The organism is Streptomyces celluloflavus (assembly GCA_000720995.1).
GTDB lineage: Bacteria > Actinomycetota > Actinomycetes > Streptomycetales > Streptomycetaceae > Streptomyces > Streptomyces celluloflavus.
This window is the reverse complement of the sequence record JOEL01000017.1, coordinates 152,754-174,356: the sequence shown is the minus strand read 5'-3', so window position 1 is coordinate 174,356 and position 21,603 is coordinate 152,754. Positions and strand designations below refer to the sequence as shown.

Annotated in this window: 20 protein-coding genes and 1 pseudogene; 11 read left to right on the top strand and 10 right to left on the bottom strand. The window is 71.2% G+C overall.

Going from position 1 to position 21,603, the window contains the following annotated elements; translation table 11 throughout:
* The first annotated feature begins 30 nt into the window (after nucleotides 1–30).
* Together IH09_RS18435 and IH09_RS18430 are read left to right on the top strand one after the other, a co-directional pair.
* Nucleotides 31–537 carry a hypothetical protein gene (locus IH09_RS18435; protein ID WP_052857402.1) on the top strand — a complete coding sequence of 169 codons (507 nt, stop codon included), beginning with the start codon at nucleotides 31–33 and terminating at the stop codon, nucleotides 535–537.
* Entirely contained in the window at nucleotides 534–908 is a 375-nt protein-coding gene (locus IH09_RS18430; protein WP_052857399.1) for a transcriptional regulator, read from the top strand. Before IH09_RS18435 ends, IH09_RS18430 begins: the two co-directional genes overlap by 4 nt.
* Before the next feature lie 42 nt (nucleotides 909–950).
* Here IH09_RS18430 and IH09_RS18425 read toward each other — a convergent pair whose 3' ends face one another.
* Both IH09_RS18425 and IH09_RS18420 read right to left on the bottom strand, forming a co-directional pair.
* Nucleotides 951–1,361 (bottom strand): VOC family protein, encoded by a 411-nt coding sequence (locus tag IH09_RS18425; RefSeq protein ID WP_052857396.1) that lies wholly within the window; start codon nucleotides 1,359–1,361, stop codon nucleotides 951–953.
* Nucleotides 1,362–1,460: 99 nt separating this feature from the next.
* Nucleotides 1,461–1,907 carry a hypothetical protein gene (locus IH09_RS18420; protein ID WP_052857394.1) on the bottom strand — a complete coding sequence of 149 codons (447 nt, stop codon included), beginning with the start codon at nucleotides 1,905–1,907 and terminating at the stop codon, nucleotides 1,461–1,463.
* Between the two features lie 243 nt (nucleotides 1,908–2,150).
* Here IH09_RS18420 and IH09_RS18415 point away from each other — a divergent pair, with 243 nt between their 5' ends.
* Together IH09_RS18415 and IH09_RS18410 are read left to right on the top strand one after the other, a co-directional pair.
* Complete coding sequence (locus IH09_RS18415; RefSeq protein ID WP_052857393.1) at nucleotides 2,151–3,434, top strand: sensor histidine kinase; 1,284 nt, start codon at nucleotides 2,151–2,153, stop codon at nucleotides 3,432–3,434.
* Entirely contained in the window at nucleotides 3,419–4,066 is a 648-nt protein-coding gene (locus tag IH09_RS18410; RefSeq protein WP_052857392.1) for a response regulator transcription factor, read from the top strand. Before IH09_RS18415 ends, IH09_RS18410 begins: the two co-directional genes overlap by 16 nt.
* A gap of 138 nt (nucleotides 4,067–4,204) precedes the next feature.
* Here IH09_RS18410 and IH09_RS18405 read toward each other — a convergent pair whose 3' ends face one another.
* The 3 genes from IH09_RS18405 to IH09_RS18395 form a co-directional block, all read right to left on the bottom strand.
* The gene (locus IH09_RS18405) at nucleotides 4,205–5,491 is read right to left on the bottom strand and encodes an alcohol dehydrogenase catalytic domain-containing protein (protein ID WP_190233333.1); all 1,287 of its coding nucleotides are present in this window, start codon (nucleotides 5,489–5,491) and stop codon (nucleotides 4,205–4,207) included.
* Nucleotides 5,492–5,684: 193 nt separating this feature from the next.
* Complete coding sequence (locus tag IH09_RS18400) at nucleotides 5,685–6,266, bottom strand: class IV adenylate cyclase (RefSeq protein WP_052857388.1); 582 nt, start codon at nucleotides 6,264–6,266, stop codon at nucleotides 5,685–5,687.
* Nucleotides 6,256–7,650, bottom strand: coding sequence for a methyltransferase domain-containing protein (locus tag IH09_RS18395; protein WP_052857386.1), 1,395 nt, complete (start codon nucleotides 7,648–7,650; stop codon nucleotides 6,256–6,258). Before IH09_RS18395 ends, IH09_RS18400 begins: the two co-directional genes overlap by 11 nt.
* Nucleotides 7,651–7,801: 151 nt before the next feature.
* Between IH09_RS18395 and IH09_RS18390 the strand changes: the two genes are divergently transcribed.
* On the top strand, nucleotides 7,802–9,115 hold the full coding sequence (locus IH09_RS18390; RefSeq protein ID WP_318279483.1) for a helix-turn-helix transcriptional regulator: 1,314 nt from the start codon (nucleotides 7,802–7,804) through the stop codon (nucleotides 9,113–9,115).
* Between the two features lie 199 nt (nucleotides 9,116–9,314).
* On the opposite strand, the gene IH09_RS18385 is transcribed toward IH09_RS18390, so the two are convergent.
* A complete protein-coding gene (locus IH09_RS18385) occupies nucleotides 9,315–10,028 on the bottom strand; it encodes a DUF4328 domain-containing protein (protein ID WP_190233332.1) in 714 nt (237 codons plus the stop codon).
* Nucleotides 10,029–10,478: 450 nt separating this feature from the next.
* Between IH09_RS18385 and IH09_RS18380 the strand changes: the two genes are divergently transcribed.
* On the top strand, nucleotides 10,479–11,063 hold the full coding sequence (locus IH09_RS18380; protein WP_052857381.1) for a TetR/AcrR family transcriptional regulator: 585 nt from the start codon (nucleotides 10,479–10,481) through the stop codon (nucleotides 11,061–11,063).
* Between the two features lie 75 nt (nucleotides 11,064–11,138).
* Nucleotides 11,139–11,861: a nitroreductase gene (locus IH09_RS18375; protein WP_052857379.1), complete on the top strand. Its 723-nt coding sequence runs from the start codon at nucleotides 11,139–11,141 to the stop codon at nucleotides 11,859–11,861.
* On the opposite strand, the gene cynR is transcribed toward IH09_RS18375, so the two are convergent.
* Entirely contained in the window at nucleotides 11,858–12,835 is a 978-nt protein-coding gene (cynR, locus tag IH09_RS18370; RefSeq protein WP_052857376.1) for a transcriptional regulator CynR, read from the bottom strand. The two genes, IH09_RS18375 and cynR, sit on opposite strands and share 4 nt — an antisense overlap.
* 123 nt (nucleotides 12,836–12,958) lie before the next feature.
* Here cynR and IH09_RS18365 point away from each other — a divergent pair, with 123 nt between their 5' ends.
* The 3 genes and pseudogenes from IH09_RS18365 (at nucleotide 12,959) to IH09_RS18360 (ending at nucleotide 14,595) form a co-directional block, all read left to right on the top strand.
* Nucleotides 12,959–13,546 (top strand): carbonic anhydrase, encoded by a 588-nt coding sequence (locus IH09_RS18365; protein WP_052857375.1) that lies wholly within the window; start codon nucleotides 12,959–12,961, stop codon nucleotides 13,544–13,546.
* A 47-nt stretch (nucleotides 13,547–13,593) separates the two neighbouring features.
* A pseudogene (gene cynS, locus IH09_RS37415) lies at nucleotides 13,594–13,956 on the top strand (cyanase); the annotation flags it as partial.
* Between the two features lie 141 nt (nucleotides 13,957–14,097).
* On the top strand, nucleotides 14,098–14,595 hold the full coding sequence (locus tag IH09_RS18360) for a nucleoside deaminase (protein WP_052857485.1): 498 nt from the start codon (nucleotides 14,098–14,100) through the stop codon (nucleotides 14,593–14,595).
* A gap of 301 nt (nucleotides 14,596–14,896) precedes the next feature.
* Here IH09_RS18360 and aspS read toward each other — a convergent pair whose 3' ends face one another.
* The gene (aspS, locus tag IH09_RS18355; RefSeq protein ID WP_052857372.1) at nucleotides 14,897–16,660 is read right to left on the bottom strand and encodes an aspartate--tRNA ligase; all 1,764 of its coding nucleotides are present in this window, start codon (nucleotides 16,658–16,660) and stop codon (nucleotides 14,897–14,899) included.
* Nucleotides 16,661–17,001: 341 nt separating this feature from the next.
* Here aspS and IH09_RS18350 point away from each other — a divergent pair, with 341 nt between their 5' ends.
* A complete protein-coding gene (locus IH09_RS18350; RefSeq protein WP_052857370.1) occupies nucleotides 17,002–19,197 on the top strand; it encodes an ATP-binding SpoIIE family protein phosphatase in 2,196 nt (731 codons plus the stop codon).
* On the opposite strand, the gene IH09_RS18345 is transcribed toward IH09_RS18350, so the two are convergent.
* On the bottom strand, nucleotides 19,098–20,237 hold the full coding sequence (locus IH09_RS18345; RefSeq protein WP_052857368.1) for an AI-2E family transporter: 1,140 nt from the start codon (nucleotides 20,235–20,237) through the stop codon (nucleotides 19,098–19,100). The two genes, IH09_RS18350 and IH09_RS18345, sit on opposite strands and share 100 nt — an antisense overlap.
* Nucleotides 20,238–20,495: 258 nt before the next feature.
* On the bottom strand, nucleotides 20,496–21,467 hold the full coding sequence (locus IH09_RS18340) for a pirin family protein (RefSeq protein WP_052857367.1): 972 nt from the start codon (nucleotides 21,465–21,467) through the stop codon (nucleotides 20,496–20,498).
* Between the last annotated feature and the right edge of the window lie 136 nt (nucleotides 21,468–21,603).

The window sequence follows — 21,603 nt, the reverse complement described above, 5'->3', positions numbered from 1 at the left end:
GTTTCCCTACCGAGGGGCCAGGAACACCCGATGTCAGCGCAGGACAGCACCCCCGCCGCACCGTCGAGTCCGGCCGCGTCGCCGGATGACCCGGACGCCGCCGCGAGCGCCCTGCGGGATGCCGAGGCGGCCCGGAGCCGGGCCGCGCTCCAGGCGCAACTCGTACCCGCCTGGTACGGACCGTCGGCCGCCGCCCTCCTGACGGCCTACAGCGTCGGTATGGGCCTGGCCCACGCCGAAGGCACCGCCGGCCTGTGGACGTGGGCAGGTCTCCCGGTCATCCTGCTCGGCCTCGGGCTCGCCCGGCTCCGTAAGCGGAGTACCGGTGTGCTGGTGGGGCGGTCCGGAGCGCGGAAGCGGGCGGTCGCCCTCGCCGTTCTCGCGGCGTTCCTCCTGGTGGCGGGGGTGTGCCGGCTGCTCGGGCTCGGGGTCCCGGCCACCGTCGCGGTGACGGGCACGGCGCTGGGGCTCGGCGTCTGGGTCCATGCCGTGCAGCAGAACCGCACGGTCGAGCGGAAGCTGCGGGAGTACGTATGACTCCGGACGTACCGCCAACGGACGGTCCGGCCCTTGACGCGGCGTTCCGCCACCCCACCCGGCTGACCGTCGCGGCCTTTCTCTCCGCCTGCGACGAGGCCGAGTTCGGGACGGTGCGCGACTACTGCCAGGTATCCGACTCGGTCCTCAGCAAGGCCGCCGCGGGGCTGGAGGCCGCCGGATACCTCGGCATCCGCAAGGGCGCCGTCGGCAGGCGCTTCCGCACCTGGCTCTCCCTCACGCCCACCGGACACGACGCGCTGGCCCGGCACTTGGCGGCCCTCCAGGACATCGCGTCCGCGGCCCGGAGCGCCGGAGCGAGAGCGCGGGGCGGGACGGCACCGCCCGCGTCACCGTCCTCCGGTCCGTAACTCGCCGTCGGCGCCCCTGGTGCTCGTGATCCGGGATGGTACTCAGGCCCTCGGCTGGGTGAAGCGGATGCGGTTGCCGAAGGGGTCGCGCAGACCGCAGTCGGTGCCGTACGGGCGGTCGGTGGGCTCCTCGGTGAACTCGACGCCCCGGCCCAGCAGCGTCTCGTACGTCTTGCGGCAGTCATCCGTGGTGAAGATGAGCCAGCCGCCCATCGCGCCCTTGGTCACCAGCTCGCGGACCTGCTGCGCCGTCTCCTCGGACATCGCCGGAGCGCCCGGCTTCTCCAGCAGGATCTGGCGCTCCGGGTGGCCGGGGACACAGACGGTCAGCCAGCGCATGAAGCCCAGGGGGACATCGGCGCCGACCTCAAGGCCCAGCTTGCCGACGTAGAAATCGAGGGCCTCGTCCTGGTCGAGAACGTATATCTGCGATTGCGTGATGGCGTTGAACATGTGCTTCACGCTACGCGGCGAGCCGTGCGAGAACTTATCCAAAACTGCTCAGCCGACGGCCGGTACGGGCGGTGCGGGCGCCCCGGACGAAACCGAGGGTCAGCGCGACTTCGGGAAGGCCGCGCGCAGCCCGGAGCCGTTGACGACGAACGCGGTCGCGGCGATGGCGAGGGCGCAGGTGGCCTGCATCAGGGCGAACCACGGCGGGCAGACACCGGGGATCAGGTCGACGGCGATGATCGCGACCGGCATGACGACCGAGATGATCCGCACCCGGAGATAGGCCCAGCGCGCTCCCCGTGCGGCCAGGACGGTCAGCCAGTAGGTCACCGCGGCGCTCGCGAGCACCCCGGCCGACCGGCCCCACATGAACGACGTCACCGGCTGCCCGGTGAGCGCGCGGATGACGACCGTGCCGAGGACCGCGGCGGCGAGCGCGCCGTAGACCGCGACGAGTGCCTTCGTCCGGCCGAAGGCCCGTTGGCTGCGCGGGTGGTTGAGGTGGGCGGGCCCGGCCTCGGGCGTGGTGTGGTCGGCGGTTTCCATGTCGCTGTCTCTCTTCCCTCGTGTGGTCGATCGGTGCGGTGTCGACGCTAGGGAGCGCGGAGGTGGCGCGGTATGCGCCTGGACGTACGGCCGGGTGGGGCCAGACCCACTCCGGAGCCGGTCCCCGGGGCATCGGGATCCACACGGTGCACAGTGGGAAAAGCGCCGAGCCGGACCGGCCTGATCAGCGCATCGCTGACAGCACGGGGCCAGGGTCGGCAGGACGAAGGGGAAGGAAGGGTCATGCGACAGGTCGTGTCGTGGGGGGCGAGTGCCTGCGTGGGGTTCGTGCGCGCTTGTGCGGTGATGGTGGTCAGCATGCTGATCCCGGCCGTGTGGGCCGCCGCCGTGGCGCTGGGGATCTGGTGGGGGGCGGCCAACCCGTGGTCGTGGCTGGCACCGTTCGTGCTGGTGAGCGTGGGCACGCTCGCCCTGTCCCGCCCGGTCTGCCAACTGGTCCGCCATCTCGTCGCGCGGTGGACCGCCACCGCCATCCCCGCCGGATACCGGCAGGCCGGACCGGTGACGCGGATGTCCACCGGGTACTGGTGGAACGGCTTCGGCTACGAACGCACCAGCCGCGACGCCCTCATGGACCAGCGGTGGCGGATCCGGTGGCAGGACCCCGCCAACTGGCGCGACCTGCGGTTCACGGCGATCGTGCCGTTCACGGCGGGCCTGGTCGCGGCCCTCCCGCCCGCCGGAGTGGCCGCGGCGGTCCTCGGGCTCGGACAGCCGGGGCCCGTCGCCCGCGTCGCCGGGGCGCTCGGCCTGGTCGTGGCCGCCGCCGGGGCCCCGTACGCCTGGCGGCCCGTCGTGCCGGTGGCCGTCCGCTTCCTGCGCCCGTCGCCCGCGATGGCGCTGGCGGACCGGGTGGACGAGCTGACCGCCCGGCGCGCGGACACGACGGTCGCACAGGCCGCCGAGATCCGCCGGATCGAACGGGACCTGCACGACGGGGCGCAGGCCCGCCTGGTCTCGCTCGGGCTCTCCCTGGCGACCGCGGAGAAGCTGCTGGCAACCGACCCCGAGCAGGCCAAAGCACTGATGCGGGAGGCGCGGACCGGCGCCGCCACGTCCCTGACCGAACTCCGCGAACTGGTCCGGGGAATCAACCCACCGGTGCTGAGCGAACGCGGGATCGTCGACGCCGTCCGCGCGCTCGCCCTGGACAGCCCGCTCGACGTGACCGTCGGCGCCGACGTCCCGCTGCGCCTGGACCCGCCGATCGAATCCGCCGTGTACTTCGGCATCGCCGAACTGGTCACCAACGCGGTCAAACACGCCCACGCGACCCGGGTGCGGATCTCCCTCACCCGGGACGGCACCGGTACGGGCGCCGGTACCGGCACCTGCCTCGTCGTCGAGGTCGAGGACGACGGCCGGGGCGGCGCCGAGGTGCGGGCCGGCGGTGGACTCGCGGGGCTGCGCCGCCGCCTCGCGGCCTTCGACGGCACCCTGGAGATCACCAGCCCGGCGGGCGGTCCGACCCGTGTGAAGATGGCGGTGCCATGCGAATCGTTGTAGCCGAAGACCTCTACCTCCTGCGCGACGGGATGGTCCGCCTCATCGAGGCGTACGGACACCAGGTGGTGGCGACGACGGCCACCGGCCCCGAGACGCTCGACGCGCTGCTGACGTGGCGGCCGGATGTCTCCCTCATCGACGTCCGGATGCCGCCGACCCAGTCGGACGAGGGCCTGCGGGCCGCTCTCGCCGCCCGCCGCGAACTGCCCGGACTGCCGGTCCTGATCCTCTCCCAGCACGTCGAACAGCTCTATGCCCGCGAACTCCTGGCCGACGGCGCCGGGGGCATCGGCTATCTCCTCAAAGAGAGCGTCTTCGACGCCGATCAGTTCATCGACGCGCTGGAACGCGTCGCCGGCGGCGGTACCGCCATGGACCCGGCCGTCATCGCCAAGCTGCTGGCCGGCGGGTCCTCGGACCGACGGCTGGAACAGCTCACCGAACGCGAACACTCCGTGCTCGGCCTGATGGCCGAAGGACTCTCCAACCAGGCCATCGGCCGGCGGCTCTTCCTCAGCGAGAGCGCCATCAGCAAGTACACGACCTCCCTCTTCGGCAAACTCGGCATCACCGACGACGACAGCGGCAACCGGCGCGTGCTGGCTGTTCTCGCTTATCTGAACCGGTCCTGACGTGTGCCTCGGGTCCGGTTTCCGAGCTGGTCCGAGGGGGGCCGGGCGGGTCCGGTCGGGTCCGGGGGCTGCCGCCCGCCCGGCGGTCAGGGCGCCCACCGGCCCCTACGCCGACCAGCTCGCTCGCCCGCCCGCCCCTCAAACCGTCAGTACGGTCTTCGTCGCATCCCCCCGGATGTGCCGGCCCAGGGTGCGGGGCGCGTCGTCCAGGGCGGACAGTTCGGTGATGACGTCCTGGGGGCGCAGCCGCCCGTCGGCCATCAGGGCGAGGACGCCGGGGATCAGGGCGCGGGCGTGGGTACGGCCGACGTGCAGGGTGGCGTTGTGGCCGTACATCTGGAGCTGGGGGATCCTGGCCGTACCGGCGAAGCTGCCGCCGCTGCTGCACACACCGTCGGGGGCGGTCCGGGACAGGCACAGGGCCAGTCCGCGCGCATCGACGCTGACATCCACGACCAAGGGTGAACTCGGCCTGACGCGCAGCGTGTTGGGGCGGACGCCCTCCAACCCCAGGGCGTCGGCCTGGGCGCGGACGGCCGGGCGGCTGTCGGCGAAGACGATGTGCCGCGCGCCGAGGGCCTTGGCGGTGAGCGCGGCGTACAGCGGGCAGCTCGCGCCGAAGGCGGAGTCCGGGCCGAGCGCGCCGAGGACGGTCACCCGCGTATCGGGGTCGCGCGCCAGCAGCGCGGGCAGGTGCGGGGCGACATGCCGGTAGCCGTCGCAGACCGTGTCGGCCACGGACGCGGCGGCGGCCGGGTCGAGCGCGTCGGGCAGGGGCACGAGCATGGCGTCCGCGTACGGAACGGCGAGCTGGTCGCTGTAGGCGCCGCCCCAGTGACCGGCCGCCAGCCCGAAACCGTACATCGAAAGGGGCGGCGTCCCCGTGCAGTTGGCGGTGCGGCCGGCGCGGCACGACGGGCAGGCGCCGCAGCTGATCTGGAAGGGGACGACGACGCGCTGACCGGGCCGGACGGACGTCACCGCCTCGCCGACCTCAAGGACCTCGGCGACGCATTCGTGCCCGAAGTGCAGCGGCAGCGGGAAGGGCACGGTCCCCAGGGCGAGCGGGCGGTCCACATCGCAGGTGGCCACGGCGATGGGGTGCACCAGCGCCCCGTCCGGGCCCGGCGGCGGGGGTACGGGCACGTCCTGCCAGACCAGTTGGCCGCCGGGGCGGGCGACGAGCGCACGCATCCGGGCCCGCGTCGGCCGCAGCCGCTGACGGACCCGGTCCTCGGCCGCCCCCGCCAGCCGCCGCACCCGCGCACCGCCGCCCCGTTCGAGCCCGATACGCGCCGCGGCACCTCCCGTACGGGCGACGCGCGCGGCGTGCCGCACCACCCCCAGGGGCCGGTGCCGCGCCCTTTCGAAACCGTCGCCCCCAACGGTCCGGTACGCCTTCGCCCCTTGCCGGTCAGGTGTCATCCGACTCTCCTCTCCGCGAGGTGCTCGCCTGTCCGCCCGCTCTCCTGCTTGCCGGTTCTCCCGCTTGCCCGTTCTCCCGCCCACCTGCTCTCCTGGGGTGCCTTCCACCTTGCGCTCCCTTTCGCACCTGAGCACCCTCGGAGCGCGGGGTACGGCCATGCGGGGTACGTCCACGGGGGCACGTCCACGCTGCCTACCCCGTGGCCATGGCCTGGCGCACGAGATCCCGGTAGGGGAGGGAGACGGGCGGGCAGTCCGCGACCCCGAGCTGCCGTTCGATCCGCTCGATGAGCGCGACGGCGCCGTCGGGATCCGTCCGGTTCACCTCGGTCTCGATGAAGGTGCCCACCCCGGGAACCGTGTCAATGCTGACCGCGACCCCCGGCAGCTCCGGATGGCGGAACAGCGCACGTACCTTTTCGACCCTGACCAGACGTCGCATACCGATAGCCGCCAGCAGGCGCTCCGCATCGCACGCCTGCCCCGGGCCGCTGAGCACGACGTTCGTCTCCCGTTTGGCGACCACATCAGCAGCGCTGTGCGTCCGCGCGTCGGACGCGGGCTTGTAGGTGATCTCCGCGAAGCCGTACCGACGACGGACCCGCAGGCATTCCACGGTCGCCAGATAGTCCACATCGGGCCGGGTATAGTAGACGTCGACCTCGGTCGTCGGCCCCGCTCCCACATATCCGAGCGACGTGAGCAGCGACTTCGCCGCACTGCCGTCGTCCGGCAAGACCCGCTTCCGCTCGATCTCCGTGACGTCATTCGCCATACCATCCTCCTCCGTTCAATGCCGAGTACACGCGGGCAAGGCCGGCCTTGCTGCACCACCGCTGGAGAGAATTCATCGCCGACTCCAGAGAGTATGAATCCGTGAGGGATATGTTCGAGAACAGCACCAGTTGCTTGGCGTCTTTGAGACGATTCGGAAGCTTCTTCCTGAGGTACCGGTTGTAGTAGCTCCTGTCCCGCTGGAGAACATCGGATACCCGGATGGGCATCAGCACGCTCCGCCCGCCCTGAGGCGCCTCGACCGAGCTGACGGCAAATGCAGTGAGCAGTTCATCTGCCGTCAGGTAGGCGTACGTTTCCCGCCCTTCCCGAACCATCCAGTGATCCCGTACATCGGCACATTCCGATGCGCCCTCCGCCGCCAGACCGAGGAACATCGACAGCGCTATATCGGTGAATTCGTCAAAGATGTCACCGTCCACCGTGTAGTGGTCCGCGTATCGCTCGCTCAGCATGAGCAGCGTCTTCTTCTGCGACGCAGGCAGCCAGTCCGCCTCCGTGATGCTGTAGTGCACGCGCTTGTGCCCGGACTTGGCGTCGATCCAGTCCGAGGACAGCTGACCGTCGAGAACGGGCCTGAATCCCAGCACGCCCGACCTCCATATATGGTCCCGGAAGGTGAGGTAGTGCCGCTGCACTTCGCGGAAGATACCCACCGGAGCGGAGACGAATGCGTACGTCTCCTCGTCGAGACTCTCCATCGGCACGATCCGTGAATCCTGCCGGACCAGAACCTCGTCAGCCGCGCCGTGATACGGATGCGTTCCCTCTCGGAGATACGACGGGAGGAACATGCGAAGAAACTGGATCCACGGTTTTGAGTCGTAGGTCTGCACGGCGCGTTCGTGGAGGGAAGAGCCCTCTACCGCGTAGACATCGCGGTAGGCGAAAAGCCCCTCGGGTTTCAGAACTCCGGGGAGCGCCCTGATCAATGATTGCAGCCCACCGTACCCGCCACTGTACGAGTACACCTCGTGCAGCAGCGCGGACGCACTGATCACATCGGCGGGTTCGCTGACGATGGTCCCGATGTCCTGAGCGAATCCGCTGACGAATTCGCAACTGCCCACCTTGCTGAACTCCGCCATCGCCTGTTTCAGTGAGGCGGACGCCACTCCCGGAGCTTCGATGAGGGTGAGGCTGATGTTCTTTTGGCGCTCCTGTTCCGAGGCCAGCCGAGAGGCGAGAAAGCTGACGGCCGATCCCCCGCCGGGACCGATCTCCACCACTCGGGGGCACTGAGCTCGTACCCGCTGCAATGCCCAATGGACGAGCAACGCTTTCTCTTCGCCGTGCCCATTGGCTGCCGCATCGAGGTACCCGGCAGCGGCCTTGTGCTCACCGGCGAACTCAGTTCCGGTCATCGCCCTCTCCTCCGCCGGCGCCCCCTGCGCTCCAGCTTCACCGAGTAGAGCTCAACCGCACGTATTCGCACAGGAGTTGGCTGTAGCCCCGAGGTAATCCCGGCCGTCGCGGCGGTACTCTTCCCACCCGGCTCGATGATGGGATACACCCGTGGAGAACCAAATCCGCCATCCCCTCGCCTACGCCCGGAGCATGCGCGGATGGTCGCAGACCGATCTGGCCCGGAAGATCCGGAAGACGGCGGAGCGTCGGGGGCTGCGCTCGGGAGCCGTCAAACAACGCATCTCGAAGTGGGAGAACGGCCGCGCCAACCCCGACGACGACTCTCAGGACCTCCTCGCCGAAGTCTTCGACACCGACCCCGCCCTCGTGCGCGCCCTCGGCTGGCCGCACTGGGTTCCCGGATACGACAGCACGCTGTCCCTCGGCCCCGGGAGCACCGTCCCCGCACTGCGAGAGGCTCTCAAATTGTCCATCGACCGCCGAGCCTTCCTCGGCTACACCGGGGCCTCGCTCACCGGTATCGCCCTCCAGTGGGCCGTATCCGAACCGTCCGCCATGGCCGACGCGCGGGGCGGCAGCCGCGTGGACGCGAACCTCGTGGACATGCTGGAGGACCACAGCGTCAGGCTCACGGCCCTGGCCACGGAGCAGCGCCAGCACGCCGCCCGGCTCCTGGACGCCCACCTCACCACTGTGACCGATCTGATCGCCGACGGCCGCTACACCTCAGGGATGGGCAAGAGGCTGCACGCCCTCGCCGCGAGCCTGTCACAGACGGTCGGCTGGTACCGCTTCGACCACGGCCGGCACGCCTCCGCCGCGCGCTTCTGGCACGGGGCCCTGCACAGCGCCCACGCCAGCGGTGACCGCGACCTCGGCGCCGGAGTGCTGTCGGATCTCGCCTACCAGGCCACCTGGCTCCGCGACCCGCGGACGGCGGTGGAGATCCTGGAGCACGCCCTCACCCGCGTCACGCACCCCACGGCGCGGTCGCTGCTGCATCTGCGCAAGGCGCGGGCCCACGCGGCGCTCGGCGAATCAGCCGTCTGCAACCGCTCCCTCGCCGCCGCCGAGCGGGAACTCGGCGCTGCCGCCGGCGACCCGTCTCCGGCGTGGTGCGCCTGGATGTCTCCGTCGGACCTGGCGGTCGACAGCGGTCGCTGCCAGCTGGATCTCGGCGATCCCCGGAAGGCGCACCAGCTCATCCAGGAAGGCACCGGCCTGCTGCCGCATGCCCGGACGAAGACGCGGGCGGTCTTCCGCACATACGAAGCCGGCGCCTTTCTGCGCTCCGGCGACATCGACCAGGCCGCCGCGGCCGCATCCGAGGCACTGACCATGGCGAACCGCATCGGCGCCCCTCGCTGTGTCGCCCTGGTGCGTGACCTCGTCCCCGCCTTCACCGGGCATGCCTCGGCCGAGGGCGTTCCGGAGCTGCTGGAACTGGCGCGCGCGAGCTGACCCACGCCACTTCGCGCACCACACCGACACCAGCGTCCCCATGGTCCTGCTGCTCGGGTTCCCAGCAGGGCGCGTCGGGCAGCGCCGCTCATCGGCCGGTCCAGGCCGAGCCGAACTGCCGGGCCGGCGGGCCACCAGGCCGGCTATCTGCCGGGCTTCCGCCCCGGGCCGAGGCCGAGCAGGCGCGCCCCCGGCACGTTCACTCCAGGCTGACCACCAGCGTCGGCAGCGGCCCCTGACGGAGCTTCGCCGTCTGCATCCGGGAGAGGAGGGCGACGAAGAGCGCGGCGAGCCCGGCGACGACGACGGTCAGGGCATCGTCGACGATCAACGCGTCGATGACCGTGCGGAACTCGTCCGGTTCTTCGGCCTTGACGATCAGACCGCTGTAGACGCACCCGACGGCGAAGTCCGCCAGCCATGCCGCCCACCAGAGGGTGACCGGGGCGAGTGAGGCCCGTTGCGGGGTGCCGTCCGGCGCGTACGGGCGGCTCGCGCGCCAGATGTCGTCTGCTATCTGCTTGGGGAACCAGAAGTTGATCCCCGGTACCAGCCAGCCGCCGATCACCCAGCCCCGCGCCCTTCGGTGTCCGTCGGGGACGAAGACCTCGGCGTTCAACCGGACCCGCCGCAACCAGACCACAAAGGCGATCGCAGTCGGCAACAGGGTCGCCAACTGGCACCATTCGGCGAGGGATTGGAGATTGTCGGCGCGTTCGGCCGCGTCCAGGGCGACGTCATCGGGCCCGTCACCGGAGATCAGGTCGAGCAGGCCGTAGAGCTGGAAGTGGACGACGAACGAGAACACGGCCGCCGCGGCGGAAATGCCGAGCAGCGCCAGCACCGCGGCCGCCGGTCCCCACGGGGAGGCGGTCCGCACGGCGGGGTGCGGCCGCGCCGCCGGTGCGGCCACCGGAACCGCGATGTCACGCGGCAGACCCGACGCGCGCTCGCAGCCTTCACACCGGCCCGATGGATGCACCGTCATCACCGTCCGGCAGCCCGTACACAGCACCGACACACTCTCTACTTCATATACACATCTGCCGACAGCTCACTCCTAGACACCCAAAAGGGCGGGCAGGTTGTACGGGTGTGGGGCTTTCGTGACGGGCAGCTCGCCTCCCGTCAGACCCGGCCTGGCCAGCCTGACCGGCCTGACCGACCCGGCAGGTTTGACGCCGGTCGTACCGATCGGTACGGTCCCTTGCGTACCGATCGGTACGCCACGACGTGGGACGTGCGACGTGCGATGCGCGCGCCCCGAGACGGGCAGCGCAAAACGTCGGCGTCCGTGCACCCATGCACCCATGCGCCCGCGCGTCCGACAGCAGTTCACCGGCCCACCTCCGGAGGAGATCTGATGGCAGCACAGGACGCCCGCCGCTCGCCGGCCGGTCAGCGCGTATGGGAGACCGCGTGCGATCTCTTCTACCGCGAGGGCATCCGGTCGGCCGGTGTGGCGGAGATCGCGGAGCGTTCCGGTGTCGGGAAGCCGAGCATCTACCGCAACTTCGAGTCGAAGGACGGCCTCGCGCTCGCCTACGTGAAGGCGAAAGCCGTTCCCTCTCGCGTCTGGCTGGAGGCAGCGCGCGCGGCGTGCCCGGACGACCCGCGGGCCCAGCTGCGCCATGTGATCACCGAGATCGCGGACCAGATCAGCGAGCCCGGCTACCGCGGCTGCGCGCTGGCGAACGCGACCGTCGAGTTTCCCGATCGCGAACATCCGGTACGGGTGGCCGTCGACGCGCTGAAGGCCGAGTACCTGGAACTGCTGACGGAACTGGTCTCGCAACTGCCGGTCCGCGACCCCCGATCCCTGGGCTACATGCTGCAAATGCTGGTGGAGGGCGCCGGCATCACCACACAGATCTACTCGGCCGAGAGGTCCGCGAGCGCGTTGAAAGAGGCCGCGGACCGGATCGTCGAGTCCTACCTGGAGCGGTAGCCCGCCCACCGGGAAGCCATCCGCATCCGTACCCGCACCCATCGCCTCCATCGTCCCCATGAGTTGAGGAGTGTCATGGCCACCACCTGCCTACCGGACGGCACCGACCACCTGCCGGACGGCCCCGCCCACCTGTCCGACTACGCCGAGAAACTGATCCGCGGCCGGCGCGCCGTCCGGGCGTTCCATCGGCGTCCCGTACCGGAGGAGACCTTGCGGGCCGTGTTCGCCCTGGCGGGAGCGGCGCCGTCCAACTCCAACACCCAGCCCTGGCACGTCGAGGTGGTCAGCGGGGCGGCCCGGGACCGGCTGAGCGCGGACCTGCTCGCCGCACACGCGGACAAGCGCATGTCGCTGGACTTCCCGTACCGGGAGGACATGTACCGCGGTGCCCACGAGGCGCGGCGCCGCGCGGCGGGCGCGGCGATGTACGGCGCGCTGGGCATCGGCCGCGACGACCACGAGCGGCGCGACGCCTTCAACGCCGAGAGCCTCAGGTTCTACGGTGCCCCGCATGTCGCGCTGCTGTTCCTGCCGCCCACCGCCGAGGAACGGATGGCGGCCGACGTCGGCATGTACGGACAGACCCTGCTGCTGGCCCTGAGCGCGTACGGCATCGCCAGCTGCCCGCAGGGGCTGTTGAGCTTCTACGCCGGCACCGTCCGCGAGTCACTCGGCATCGAGGACCGGAAGCTCCTGTTCGGCATCTCCTTCGGCTACGCGGACGCCGCCGCCCCCGTGAACGGCATCACCGTCCCCCGCGCGGCACTGCACGAGACCACCCGCTTCCACGGTTAGTAATCATCACCGCCGGATCGCCGCCCCGGAATCGATTCGGCCGACCCGTCTCCGGAGGGGAGTTGGGCCGGCGGCGGGGTGTAGCCGCGGGTGCGGACGAGGTCGTGGGTGAGCCGGGTGAAGGCGCGGGTGGCGGCGCTGTGGTAGGCGCCGTGCCGGTGCAGGAGGGTGACGGTGCGGGTGGGCAGGGGTGGGTCGAGGGGGATGGGGGTGAGGTGGGGGTGGTCGTGGGTGATGGCGTCGGGCAGGACGGTGGCCAGCGGAGTGCGCCGGACGATTTCGGTGAGGGCCTGCAGGGAGTTGGCCTCGACCGTGATGCGGGGGGCGATGCGGTGGTCGGCGAAGTAGGCGTCGATATGGCCGCGGGTGGCGAAGTCGCCGCTGAGCAGCGCCAGTTGCCGGTCCGCCAGGGCATGGACCGGTAGGGGCGGTGGCGTGGCCGGGGTGTGCCGGGCGGCGGTGACGAGGCTGAGGGTTTCGGTGAACAGCGCGGTGGCGGTGATGCCGGACGGGTGGGGGCCGGCGAAGGCGATGCCGACGTCGAGGTCGTCGGCCAGCAGGGCCGCTTCGATGCGGTCCTGAGTCGTCTCGGCCAGGGTCAGGCTGATGCCGGGGTGGCGGGTGTGGAGCTCGGCGGTGAGCGGGCCGACGAGGTAGGCGGTGAAGGTGGGGGTGACGCCCAGGCGCAGGTGGCCGCGGGAGAGGTCCTGGACGTCGTGGACGGCGCGTTCGGCGGCGGCCAGATCGCGCAGCGCGCGCCGGGCGTGGTCGGTGTAGACGGCGCCCGCGTCGGTGAGCCGTACCGTGCGGCCGGTGCGGTCCAGCAACTGCACGCCGAGGGTGCGTTCGAGCTGCCTGATCTGCTGGGAGAGCGTGGGCTGGGAGATGTGCAGGTCTTCGGCGGCGCGGGTGAAGTTGCCATGTTCGGCGACGGCGAGCAGGTAGCGCAGATGACGCAGTTCGAGAGCGGCCATGAGGCAACTATAGATGCGACCACTGGCTTCGATGGTTAACAACTCTTGGACGCTATAGGCACAGGTCATGCATGGTGGATCTCACCAGCCCGCAGGGGCCGATCACCACCGAAGGGAGTGATCATGCAGGACCTCACCGAAGGCGTCGCCCGTTTTCAACGGGACGTCTTCCCGGCCAAGGCGGAGCTCTTCGCCCACCTGGCCACCCACCACACCCCGCACACCCTGTTCATCGGCTGCTCCGACGCCCGCGTCGTCCCGGAGCTGATCACCGGCACCGAGCCTGGTGACCTGTTCGTCATCCGCACCGCCGGCAACCTGGTGCCCGCCCACACCCCCGGAGCCGACGGGGTGGCGGCGAGCATCGAGTACGCCGTCGCCGCGCTGGGCGTCCGGGACATCGTCGTCTGCGGCCACTCCGCCTGCGGTGCGATGACCGCCCTGGCGGAGGGCCACGACCTCAGCGGCGCCCCGGCGGTCGCCACCTGGCTGCGGCACGCGGACGCCTCCCGGGCCCGTACCACCGCCGCCGGGGACGTCCCCGCCCTGGTGCGGCAGAACGTGCGCGCGCAGCTGGCGAACCTGGCCACCCACCCCTCGGTCGCCCGCGCCCTGGCGGAGCGGAAGGTCACCCTGCACGGCTGGGTCTTCGACATCGCCACCGGCACCGTCGAGGATCTGACCGCCGCCGGCCCCGCGCTCGCGGCCTGACACCCCACACCCGCTCAACTCACCCGAGAAGGAAGGACGTACCGATCATGGTGCACGCCCAGTTCGACCCCACCGCCCGCCAGGCCCTGGCCGACGCCGCCGTCGAGGCGAAGATCCGCAAGGACCTGTCCTGGCAGCAGATCGCCGAGGCATCCGGTCTGTCGGTGGCCTTCACCACCGCTGCCGTGCTCGGCCAGCACCCGCTGCCGGAGGAGTCCGCGAAGGCGGTCGCCGAGCTGCTGGGGCTGGACGATGACGCGGCGATGCTGCTCCAGACGATCCCGGTCCGCGGCTCGATGCCGAACCGGATCCCGACGGATCCGACGATGTACCGCTTCTACGAGATGCTCCAGGTCTACGGCACCACGCTGAAGGCGCTGATCCACGAGGAGTTCGGGGACGGCATCATCCCCCCCCACGCAACGCCCCCCCCCCCAACCCCGCCGGGCGCGGCCCCCCGGGGGGGGGGGGCGGGCCCCCCCCCCCCCCCCCCCCCCCGCCCCGGGTGGCAGCCCCCACCGCCTCCCCCCTTCCCCTTCCGGAGGACCCCCATGGACTTCGTCCAGCGCACCATCGACCTCGCCCGCCAGAACGTCGCCGAGGGCGGCCGTCCGTTCGCGACCGTCATCGCCAAGGACGGCAAGATCCTCGCCGAGAGCCCGAACCGGGTCGCCCAGACCGGCGACCCCACCGCCCACGCGGAGATCCTCGCCATCCGCGACGCCTGCACGAAGCTGGGCACCGAGCACCTGACCGGCACCACCATCTACGTGCTCGCCCACCCCTGCCCGATGTGCCTGGGCTCGCTGTACTACTGCTCCCCGGACGAGGTCGTCTTCCTCACCACCCGCGACGCCTACGAGCCCCACTACGTCGACGACCGCAAGTACTTCGAACTGGCCACCTTCTACGACGAGTTCGCCAAGCCCTGGCAGGACCGCCGCCTCCCCATGCGCTACGAGGAGCGCGCGGACGCCGTCGACGTCTACCGGTTCTGGCAGGAGAACAACGGCGGCGAGCGCCGCGTCGCCGGGGCTCCCACCGCCTGAACCCGACGCCTGAACCCACCGCCGACGCGACCGGGCCTCCGCCATCGTCCCCCTCCCGATGGCGGAGGCCCCGCTCGTTCCCGCCCCGCCCCTCACCTCCCCCAAGGTGCGGGGCGGGGCCGAGCTGTCCCCGGGGCGGCGGCTGCTGGTCCTCGTGTGTCCACAACCAGGGAACGCGGTGCGGCGGCGATCGGGTTGCCCGGCCGGAAGGGGGCGGCCGTACAAGCCGGACGGGCCCGGAACCGTCACCGGTTCCGGGCCCGTCGGGCGGCGGTCGGACCGCCGCTTCGCGCTGCGTCCGCTACTTCACCTGCGGCTTGCGGATCGTCAGGTGCAGCTCCTTCAGCCGCGCCTCCTCGACCTCGCTCGGGGCGCCCATCAGCAGGTCCTGGGCGTTGCCGTTGAGCGGGAAGGCGATGGTCTCGCGGATGTTGGGCTCGTCGGCCAGCAGCATGACGATGCGGTCGATGCCGGGGGCGATACCGCCGTGCGGCGGGGCGCCGAACTTGAAGGCGCGGAGCATACCGCCGAACTCGGCCTCGACGGTGTCCTTGTCGTAACCGGCGATCCCGAACGCCTTGTACATGACCTCGGGCTCGTGGTTGCGGATCGCGCCGGAGGACAGCTCGGTGCCGTTGCAGACGATGTCGTACTGCCAGGCCAGGATGTCCAGCGGGTCCTTGGTCTCCAGCGCCTCCAGACCGCCCTGCGGCATGGAGAACGGGTTGTGCGAGAACTCGATCTTGCCGGTGTCCTCGTCCTTCTCGAACATCGGGAAGTCGACGATCCAGCAGAAGCGGAACTCGTCCTCGACGAAGCGTCCGGCCCGCTTGGCGGCCTCGACCCGGACCGCGCCCATGATCTTGGAGACCTCGTCGAACTCACCGGCGCCGAAGAACACGGCGTGGCCGGGCTTGAGGTCCAGGGCCGCGACCAGCGCCTTGACGTCGTCCTCGGTGAGGAACTTGGCGATCGGGCCGCTCAGCGCCAGTTCCTCGCCGACGCGCACCCAGGCCAGGCCCTTCGCGCCCTGCTGCACGGCGAAGTCGCCCAGCTGGTCGAAGAACTTCCGCGACTGGCCGGCGGTGTCCGGCACGGCCAGGGCGCGGACGTGCTTCCCGGCGAACGCCTTGAAGCCGGAGTCCGCGAAGACGCCGGAGACGTCCACCAGCTCCAGCTCGGCGCGCAGGTCCGGCTTGTCCGAGCCGTACTTGAGCATCGACTCGCGGAACGGGATGCGGGGGAACGGCGAGGTGACCGTGCGGCCGTTGCCGAACTCGGTGAAGAGCTCGGTCATCAGCTGCTCGACCGGCTGGAAGACGTCCTCCTGCTCGACGAAGCTCATCTCGACGTCGAGCTGGTAGAACTCGCCCGGCGAACGGTCCGCGCGGGCGTCCTCGTCGCGGAAGCAGGGCGCGATCTGGAAGTACCGGTCGAACCCGGCGATCATCAGCAGCTGCTTGAACTGCTGCGGGGCCTGCGGCAGCGCGTAGAACTTGCCGGCGTGCAGACGGGAGGGGACCAGGAAGTCGCGGGCGCCCTCGGGGGAGGTCGCCGACAGGATCGGGGTCGCCATCTCGTTGAAGCCGAGGGCCACCATCTTGTGGCGGATGGCGGAGATGACGGCGGTGCGCAGCATGATGTTGCGGTGCATGCGCTCGCGGCGCAGGTCCAGGAAGCGGTACTCCAGGCGCCGCTCCTCGTTGACCCCGTCCTCCGCGTTGATCGTGAAGGGGATCTGCTCGGCGGCGCCCAGCACCTCGACCGTGGTGACCTCGATCTCGATCTCACCGGTCGGCAGGTCGGGGTTGACGTTGTCCGCGCCGCGCGCGCTGACCTTGCCGTCGATCCGGACGACGGACTCCTTGGTCAGCGAGCCGAGCGCCTCGTTGGCGGGGGTGCCGGGCCGGGCGACGAGCTGCACGAGACCGTAGTGGTCACGCAGATCGATGAAGAGGATGCCGCCCAGGTCACGACGATTGTGCAGCCAGCCGCTGAGGCGGACGTCCGTGTCGACGTCCGCGGCTCGGAGCTCGCCGCAGTTATGGGACCGGTACCGGTGCATCGCTCATCCAAGTCGTCGCGAGTCGGGATGGGGAGTTGTCGGCAGCTGCGAGGAGCGGGGGCGTGACCACCGCCCGACCACCCGTCCGACCACCCGATCGGCCCCCGCAAGCTCACTCGGAGGGCCACCCCAGGATTGACATAACCGCTCCAGGTTACCGTCCCGGCTCCCGGCAGCTCATTGACATATACGCATCAGGACCGGCCGGGATCGGCCCCGGGGTGCGGACGGGGGCCGGGACCCCCGCGGCGGCCGGCCGGACGGTCGCCGCCGCCTCGTCCACCGGCCCTCGTCAGACCCGTATGAGCCGGGTGCCTGCAGATCCACATAAAGTGAGTCAGATGCGCACCAAGGATCTTCTGGCTGCCATCGCGACCGGCCTGTGGCGCTGGGACAACGCATCGGGACGGGTGACCCTCGACGCCGAAGCGGCCCGGCTGCTCGGCCTGCCCGCGCGGCCGACGGTACTCAGCGAGGCCGCCGTGCGCTCCCGCTTCCACCCCGTCGACTACACCGAGATCAACGGCGTCATCAACCTCGCGGTCGCCGAGGAGACGCTCGCCGAGGCCCGGCTGCGGATCGTCGACGAGCGCGGCAGGGTGCTGCGCATCGTCCGCTCGCGCTCCCGCCCCCAACCGGCCGGCGACGGCGGCTACGAGCTGGTCGGCACCCTCCAGGAGGTGCCCGAACCGCAGCCGGGGACCTCCGCCGCGCACACCCCCATCACCGGCGACTGGCGCCGCTCGCGCGAGGCGTTCCTGCTGGACGCGGGCCGGGCGCTGGCCGAGGCGCGGTCCACCGCCGAGGTGCTGCGGGTCGCGGCCGGGCTGTCCATGCCCGGCTTCATGCCGGACGGGCTGGCCGTATTCGGCATCGAGGGCGACCGGATCACCGTCATCGGCCACCACGGCCACCGGCCGGGCGATGAGCGGCCCTTCCTCGACATGCCGATGACCACCGAGTACCCGGCCGTCGAGGTCGTCCGCACCGGCCGGGCCATCTACCTCCCCACCCCCGACGCCTACCGCCGCCGCTTCCCCGAGAGCTGGCCCCTGGTCAGCGGTTTCCGCCGGACGTCCTGGGCGTTTCTGCCGCTGGTCAACGCGGGCCGGACGATCGGCGCGTGGATGGCCGGCTTCGTCCAGCCGGTCACCTTCACCCCCGACGAACGCTCGGTGCTGACCACCGTCGCCCGGATGCTGGCCCAGGCGCTGGCCCGCGCGGGCGTGCAGGAGTCGCAGCAGGAACTGGCCGTCGCCCTGCAGCGCAGCATGCTGCCGACGGTGCAGCCGGACATCCCGGGGATGTCGGTCGCCGCCCGCTACGTCCCGACCGGCGGCGGTCTGGAGGTCGGCGGCGACTGGTACGACATGATCCCGCTGCCGTCCGGCCGGATCGCGCTGGTCATCGGCGACGTCCAGGGGCACGACGTACGGGCCGCGGGCCTGATGGGGCAGCTGCGGATCGCGCTGCGCGCCTACGCCGCCGAGGGCCACCACCCCGACGCGGTGCTCTCCCGCGCCTCCCGCTTCCTGGCCGGGATCAACGACACCGCGACCCGCGGCCAGCGCGCGGACCAGCGCTTCGCGACCTGCCTGTACATCGAGGTGGACCCGGCGACCGGGCTGCTGGACATCGCGCGGGCCGGCCACCCGGACCCGGCGATCCGGGCGACGGACGGCACGATGCTGGTCCGGCCGACCGCGGGCGGGCTGCCGCTGGGCATCGACCCGGACTCCGACTACCCCACCACCCGGCTGGTCCTGGAGCCCGGCGAGACGATGCTGGTCTGCACCGACGGGCTGATCGAGACCGGCGGCCACGACCTGGAGACCGGCTGGGCGCGGCTGCGCGGCATCGTCGAGGCGCACGACGGCGGGTACGACGGCGAGAGCCTGGACAGACTCGCCGACGCCCTGGTCCAGGCCGTGCACGGTCCGTTCTCGCACCACACCACCGGGCCGCTGGCCGACCGCCGCGAGGACGACATCGCCGTCCTGCTGCTGAGCCGCGCGGGCGGCAGCTGCGGAGTGGGCACCGGCGGCCGGCTGGCGCCGCGGCCCGTACGGCGCACGGTGCTGAACATCGCGCAGGCCGAACCGGAGCGGATAGCCGAGGCGCGCCGCCAGATACGGGACCTGCTGCACGACTGGGCCGACCCCGACCAGGTGGACTCGGCGGTACTGATGGTCTCCGAGATGGTCACCAACGTCCTGATGCACACGGACGGGGACGCGCTGCTGATCGCCGAGATCTCCGGTGCGGCGGGCGGCCGGCGGATCCGCGTCGACGTCGCCGACGGCAGCGACGAACTCCCGCACCGCCGCAGCCCCGGCGAACTGGCCTCCTCGGGGCGCGGCCTGGTCCTGATGGACCTCCTGGCCGGCGCCTGGGGCGTGGACCCGCGCGGCGACGGCAAATCGACCTGGTTCGAGCTCTACGAGGACGCGGGCGAAGCCGCGGGCCCGGCGTCCCCGGGCCCGGACTGCGAGGAGTCCGTCCCCGCATCGGCATCCGCGTCCGAGTCAGCGGCGTAGTGCAGCCGTAGTTCGTGCAGCACACCGGAGATCGCCGCGGTCAGCGGGACGGAGAGCAGCATGCCGATGATGCCGGCGATGCTCGCGCCCGCGGTGATCGCCAGCATCACCGTCGCCGGGTGCATCTGGACCGTGCGGCTCTGGATCATCGGCTGGAGGATGTGGCCCTCCAGCACCTGCACGGCCAGCACGATGCCGAGCGCCCACAGCGCCTTCCCGATGCCCTGGTCCGCGAAGACCACCAGGATCGCCACCGTGCCGGAGATGAACGCGCCGAGGTAGGGGATGTAGGCGCCGACGAAGACCAGCGCGCCCAGGCCGACCGCGCCGGGCGCGCCCAGGATCAGCATGCCGATGGTGATGCAGGTGGCGTCGATGAGCGCGATGAGGGTGGTGCCGCGCATGAAGCCCTCGATGGCCTGGAAGCCGCGGCGGGCCATCCGCTCCAGCTGGGGCGCCGAGTCCCCGGGCGCCCAGTCGTGCAGCGCGCGCACGGCCTTGTCCGAGTCGCGCAGGAAGAAGAACGTCAGCAGCAGGGCGAGCACCCCGGCGGTGATGATCTGCGCGACGACGCCGACCCCGGCCAGCAGCCCGGAGGCCGCGGTGCCACCGAACTTCGCGATCAGCTGCTTGGCATTGGTGGCGAGGTCGTTCAGTGAGGTGCCGACGGTGCTGAAGTGCTGGGAGAGGTCACGGGCGGCGTCCTTGAGCGAGCCGAGGATCTCGTCACCGGTGTCGACCAGCACGCTGACCAGCACATAGCAGGCCCCGCCGACCGCGATCAGCAGCACGGCCGAGGTCAGCCCCGCCGCCAGCGACCGGTTGAGCTTCATCGCCACCAGCCGCCGGTACATCGGCCCGAGCAGCGCACTGCCCAGCAACGCCAGCAGTACGGGCGTGACCGCCGCACTCAGCTGCACACACAACAGCACCCCCACGGCCACCACGGCCGCGAACAGCAACACCACCCCACACCAGGCCGCGGCACGCCGCGCGGCGGTCGGAAGCAGCGGACGTCCTTGACCCGAGTCATTTCGCACCCGAACAGTCCACCACGCGCCGCCACCCGACGACCCGCATCGACGGGGCGGGGGGACGAGATGGGGCGGACCCGGCGGGCGGGGCCGCCCCGCGCGGGGTGCGCGCTACGGGCATCGGCTCGGGCCGGGAGGGCGCGCACCGCGCCGCCCCGGCCCTGTGAACCCAAGCGGTATCACCGCAAGCGGCCCCGCCCGCCGGCACGGACGAGTCCCGCCCGTGCCCGGACCGGACTCGTCCGCATACGGTCCTGCCGAGCCCTACAGCCCGCCCTCGGACATCCCGTGCACCGCGGGGATCGTCCCGAGCCGCCCCTTCTGGAAGTCGTCGAACGCCTGCTGAAGTTCCGCGCGGGTGTTCATGACGAACGGGCCGTAGTGGGCCATCGGTTCACGGATCGGCTGCCCGCCCAGCAGGACGACCTCCAGGTCCGGCGTGTGGGAGTCCTGCTGCTCGTCCGCGCGGACGGTCAGCGAGGAACCGGCGCCGAAGACGGCGGTCTGCCCCATGCGGACCGGCCGGCGCTCGGCGCCGACCGTGCCGCGGCCGGCGAGGACGTACGCGAGGCCGTTGAAGTCCTCACGCCAGGGCAGCGTGATCTCCGCGCCCGGCGCCAGCGTCGCGTGGACCATCGTGATCGGCGTGTGCGTGATGCCGGGACCGGCGTGACCGTCCAGCTCACCGGCGATGACCCGCAGCAGCGCGCCGCCGTCGGGGGAGGTGAGCAGCTGGACCTGGCCGCCGCGGATGTCCTGGTACCTCGGCGCCATCATCTTGTCCCTGGCCGGCAGGTTCACCCACAGCTGCAGCCCGTGGAAGAGACCGCCCGACATGACCAGACTCTCCGGCGGCGCCTCGATGTGCAGCAGGCCCGCCCCGGCCGTCATCCACTGGGTGTCGCCGTTGGTGATGGTGCCGCCACCACCGTTGGAGTCCTGGTGGTCGAAGATCCCGTCGATGATGTAGGTGACGGTCTCGAAGCCGCGGTGCGGGTGCCAGGGCGTGCCCTTGGGCTCGCCCGGCGCGTACTCCACCTCGCCCATCTGATCCATCATGATGAACGGGTCGAGGTGCTTGTAGTCGATGCCGGCGAACGCCCGGCGTACGGGGAATCCCTCGCCCTCGAAACCGCTCGGGGCGGTGGCGACGGCAAGCACGGGACGGGGACGGGCCGCTTCGGGTGCCGCGACGCGCGGCAGGGTCAGCGGGTTCTCTACGGTCACAGCTGGCATGACGGCCTCCTCGGTCGTTCGCCTTCAATTTAGTTGAAGGGTGAACAACTAGCAAGGCGTGCGGAATTCCCGGGCCCGCCGCCACGGCATCAAAAAGGGCGGCGTCGGGCCGGTCCGGGGTGCGTCGCACCAGGTC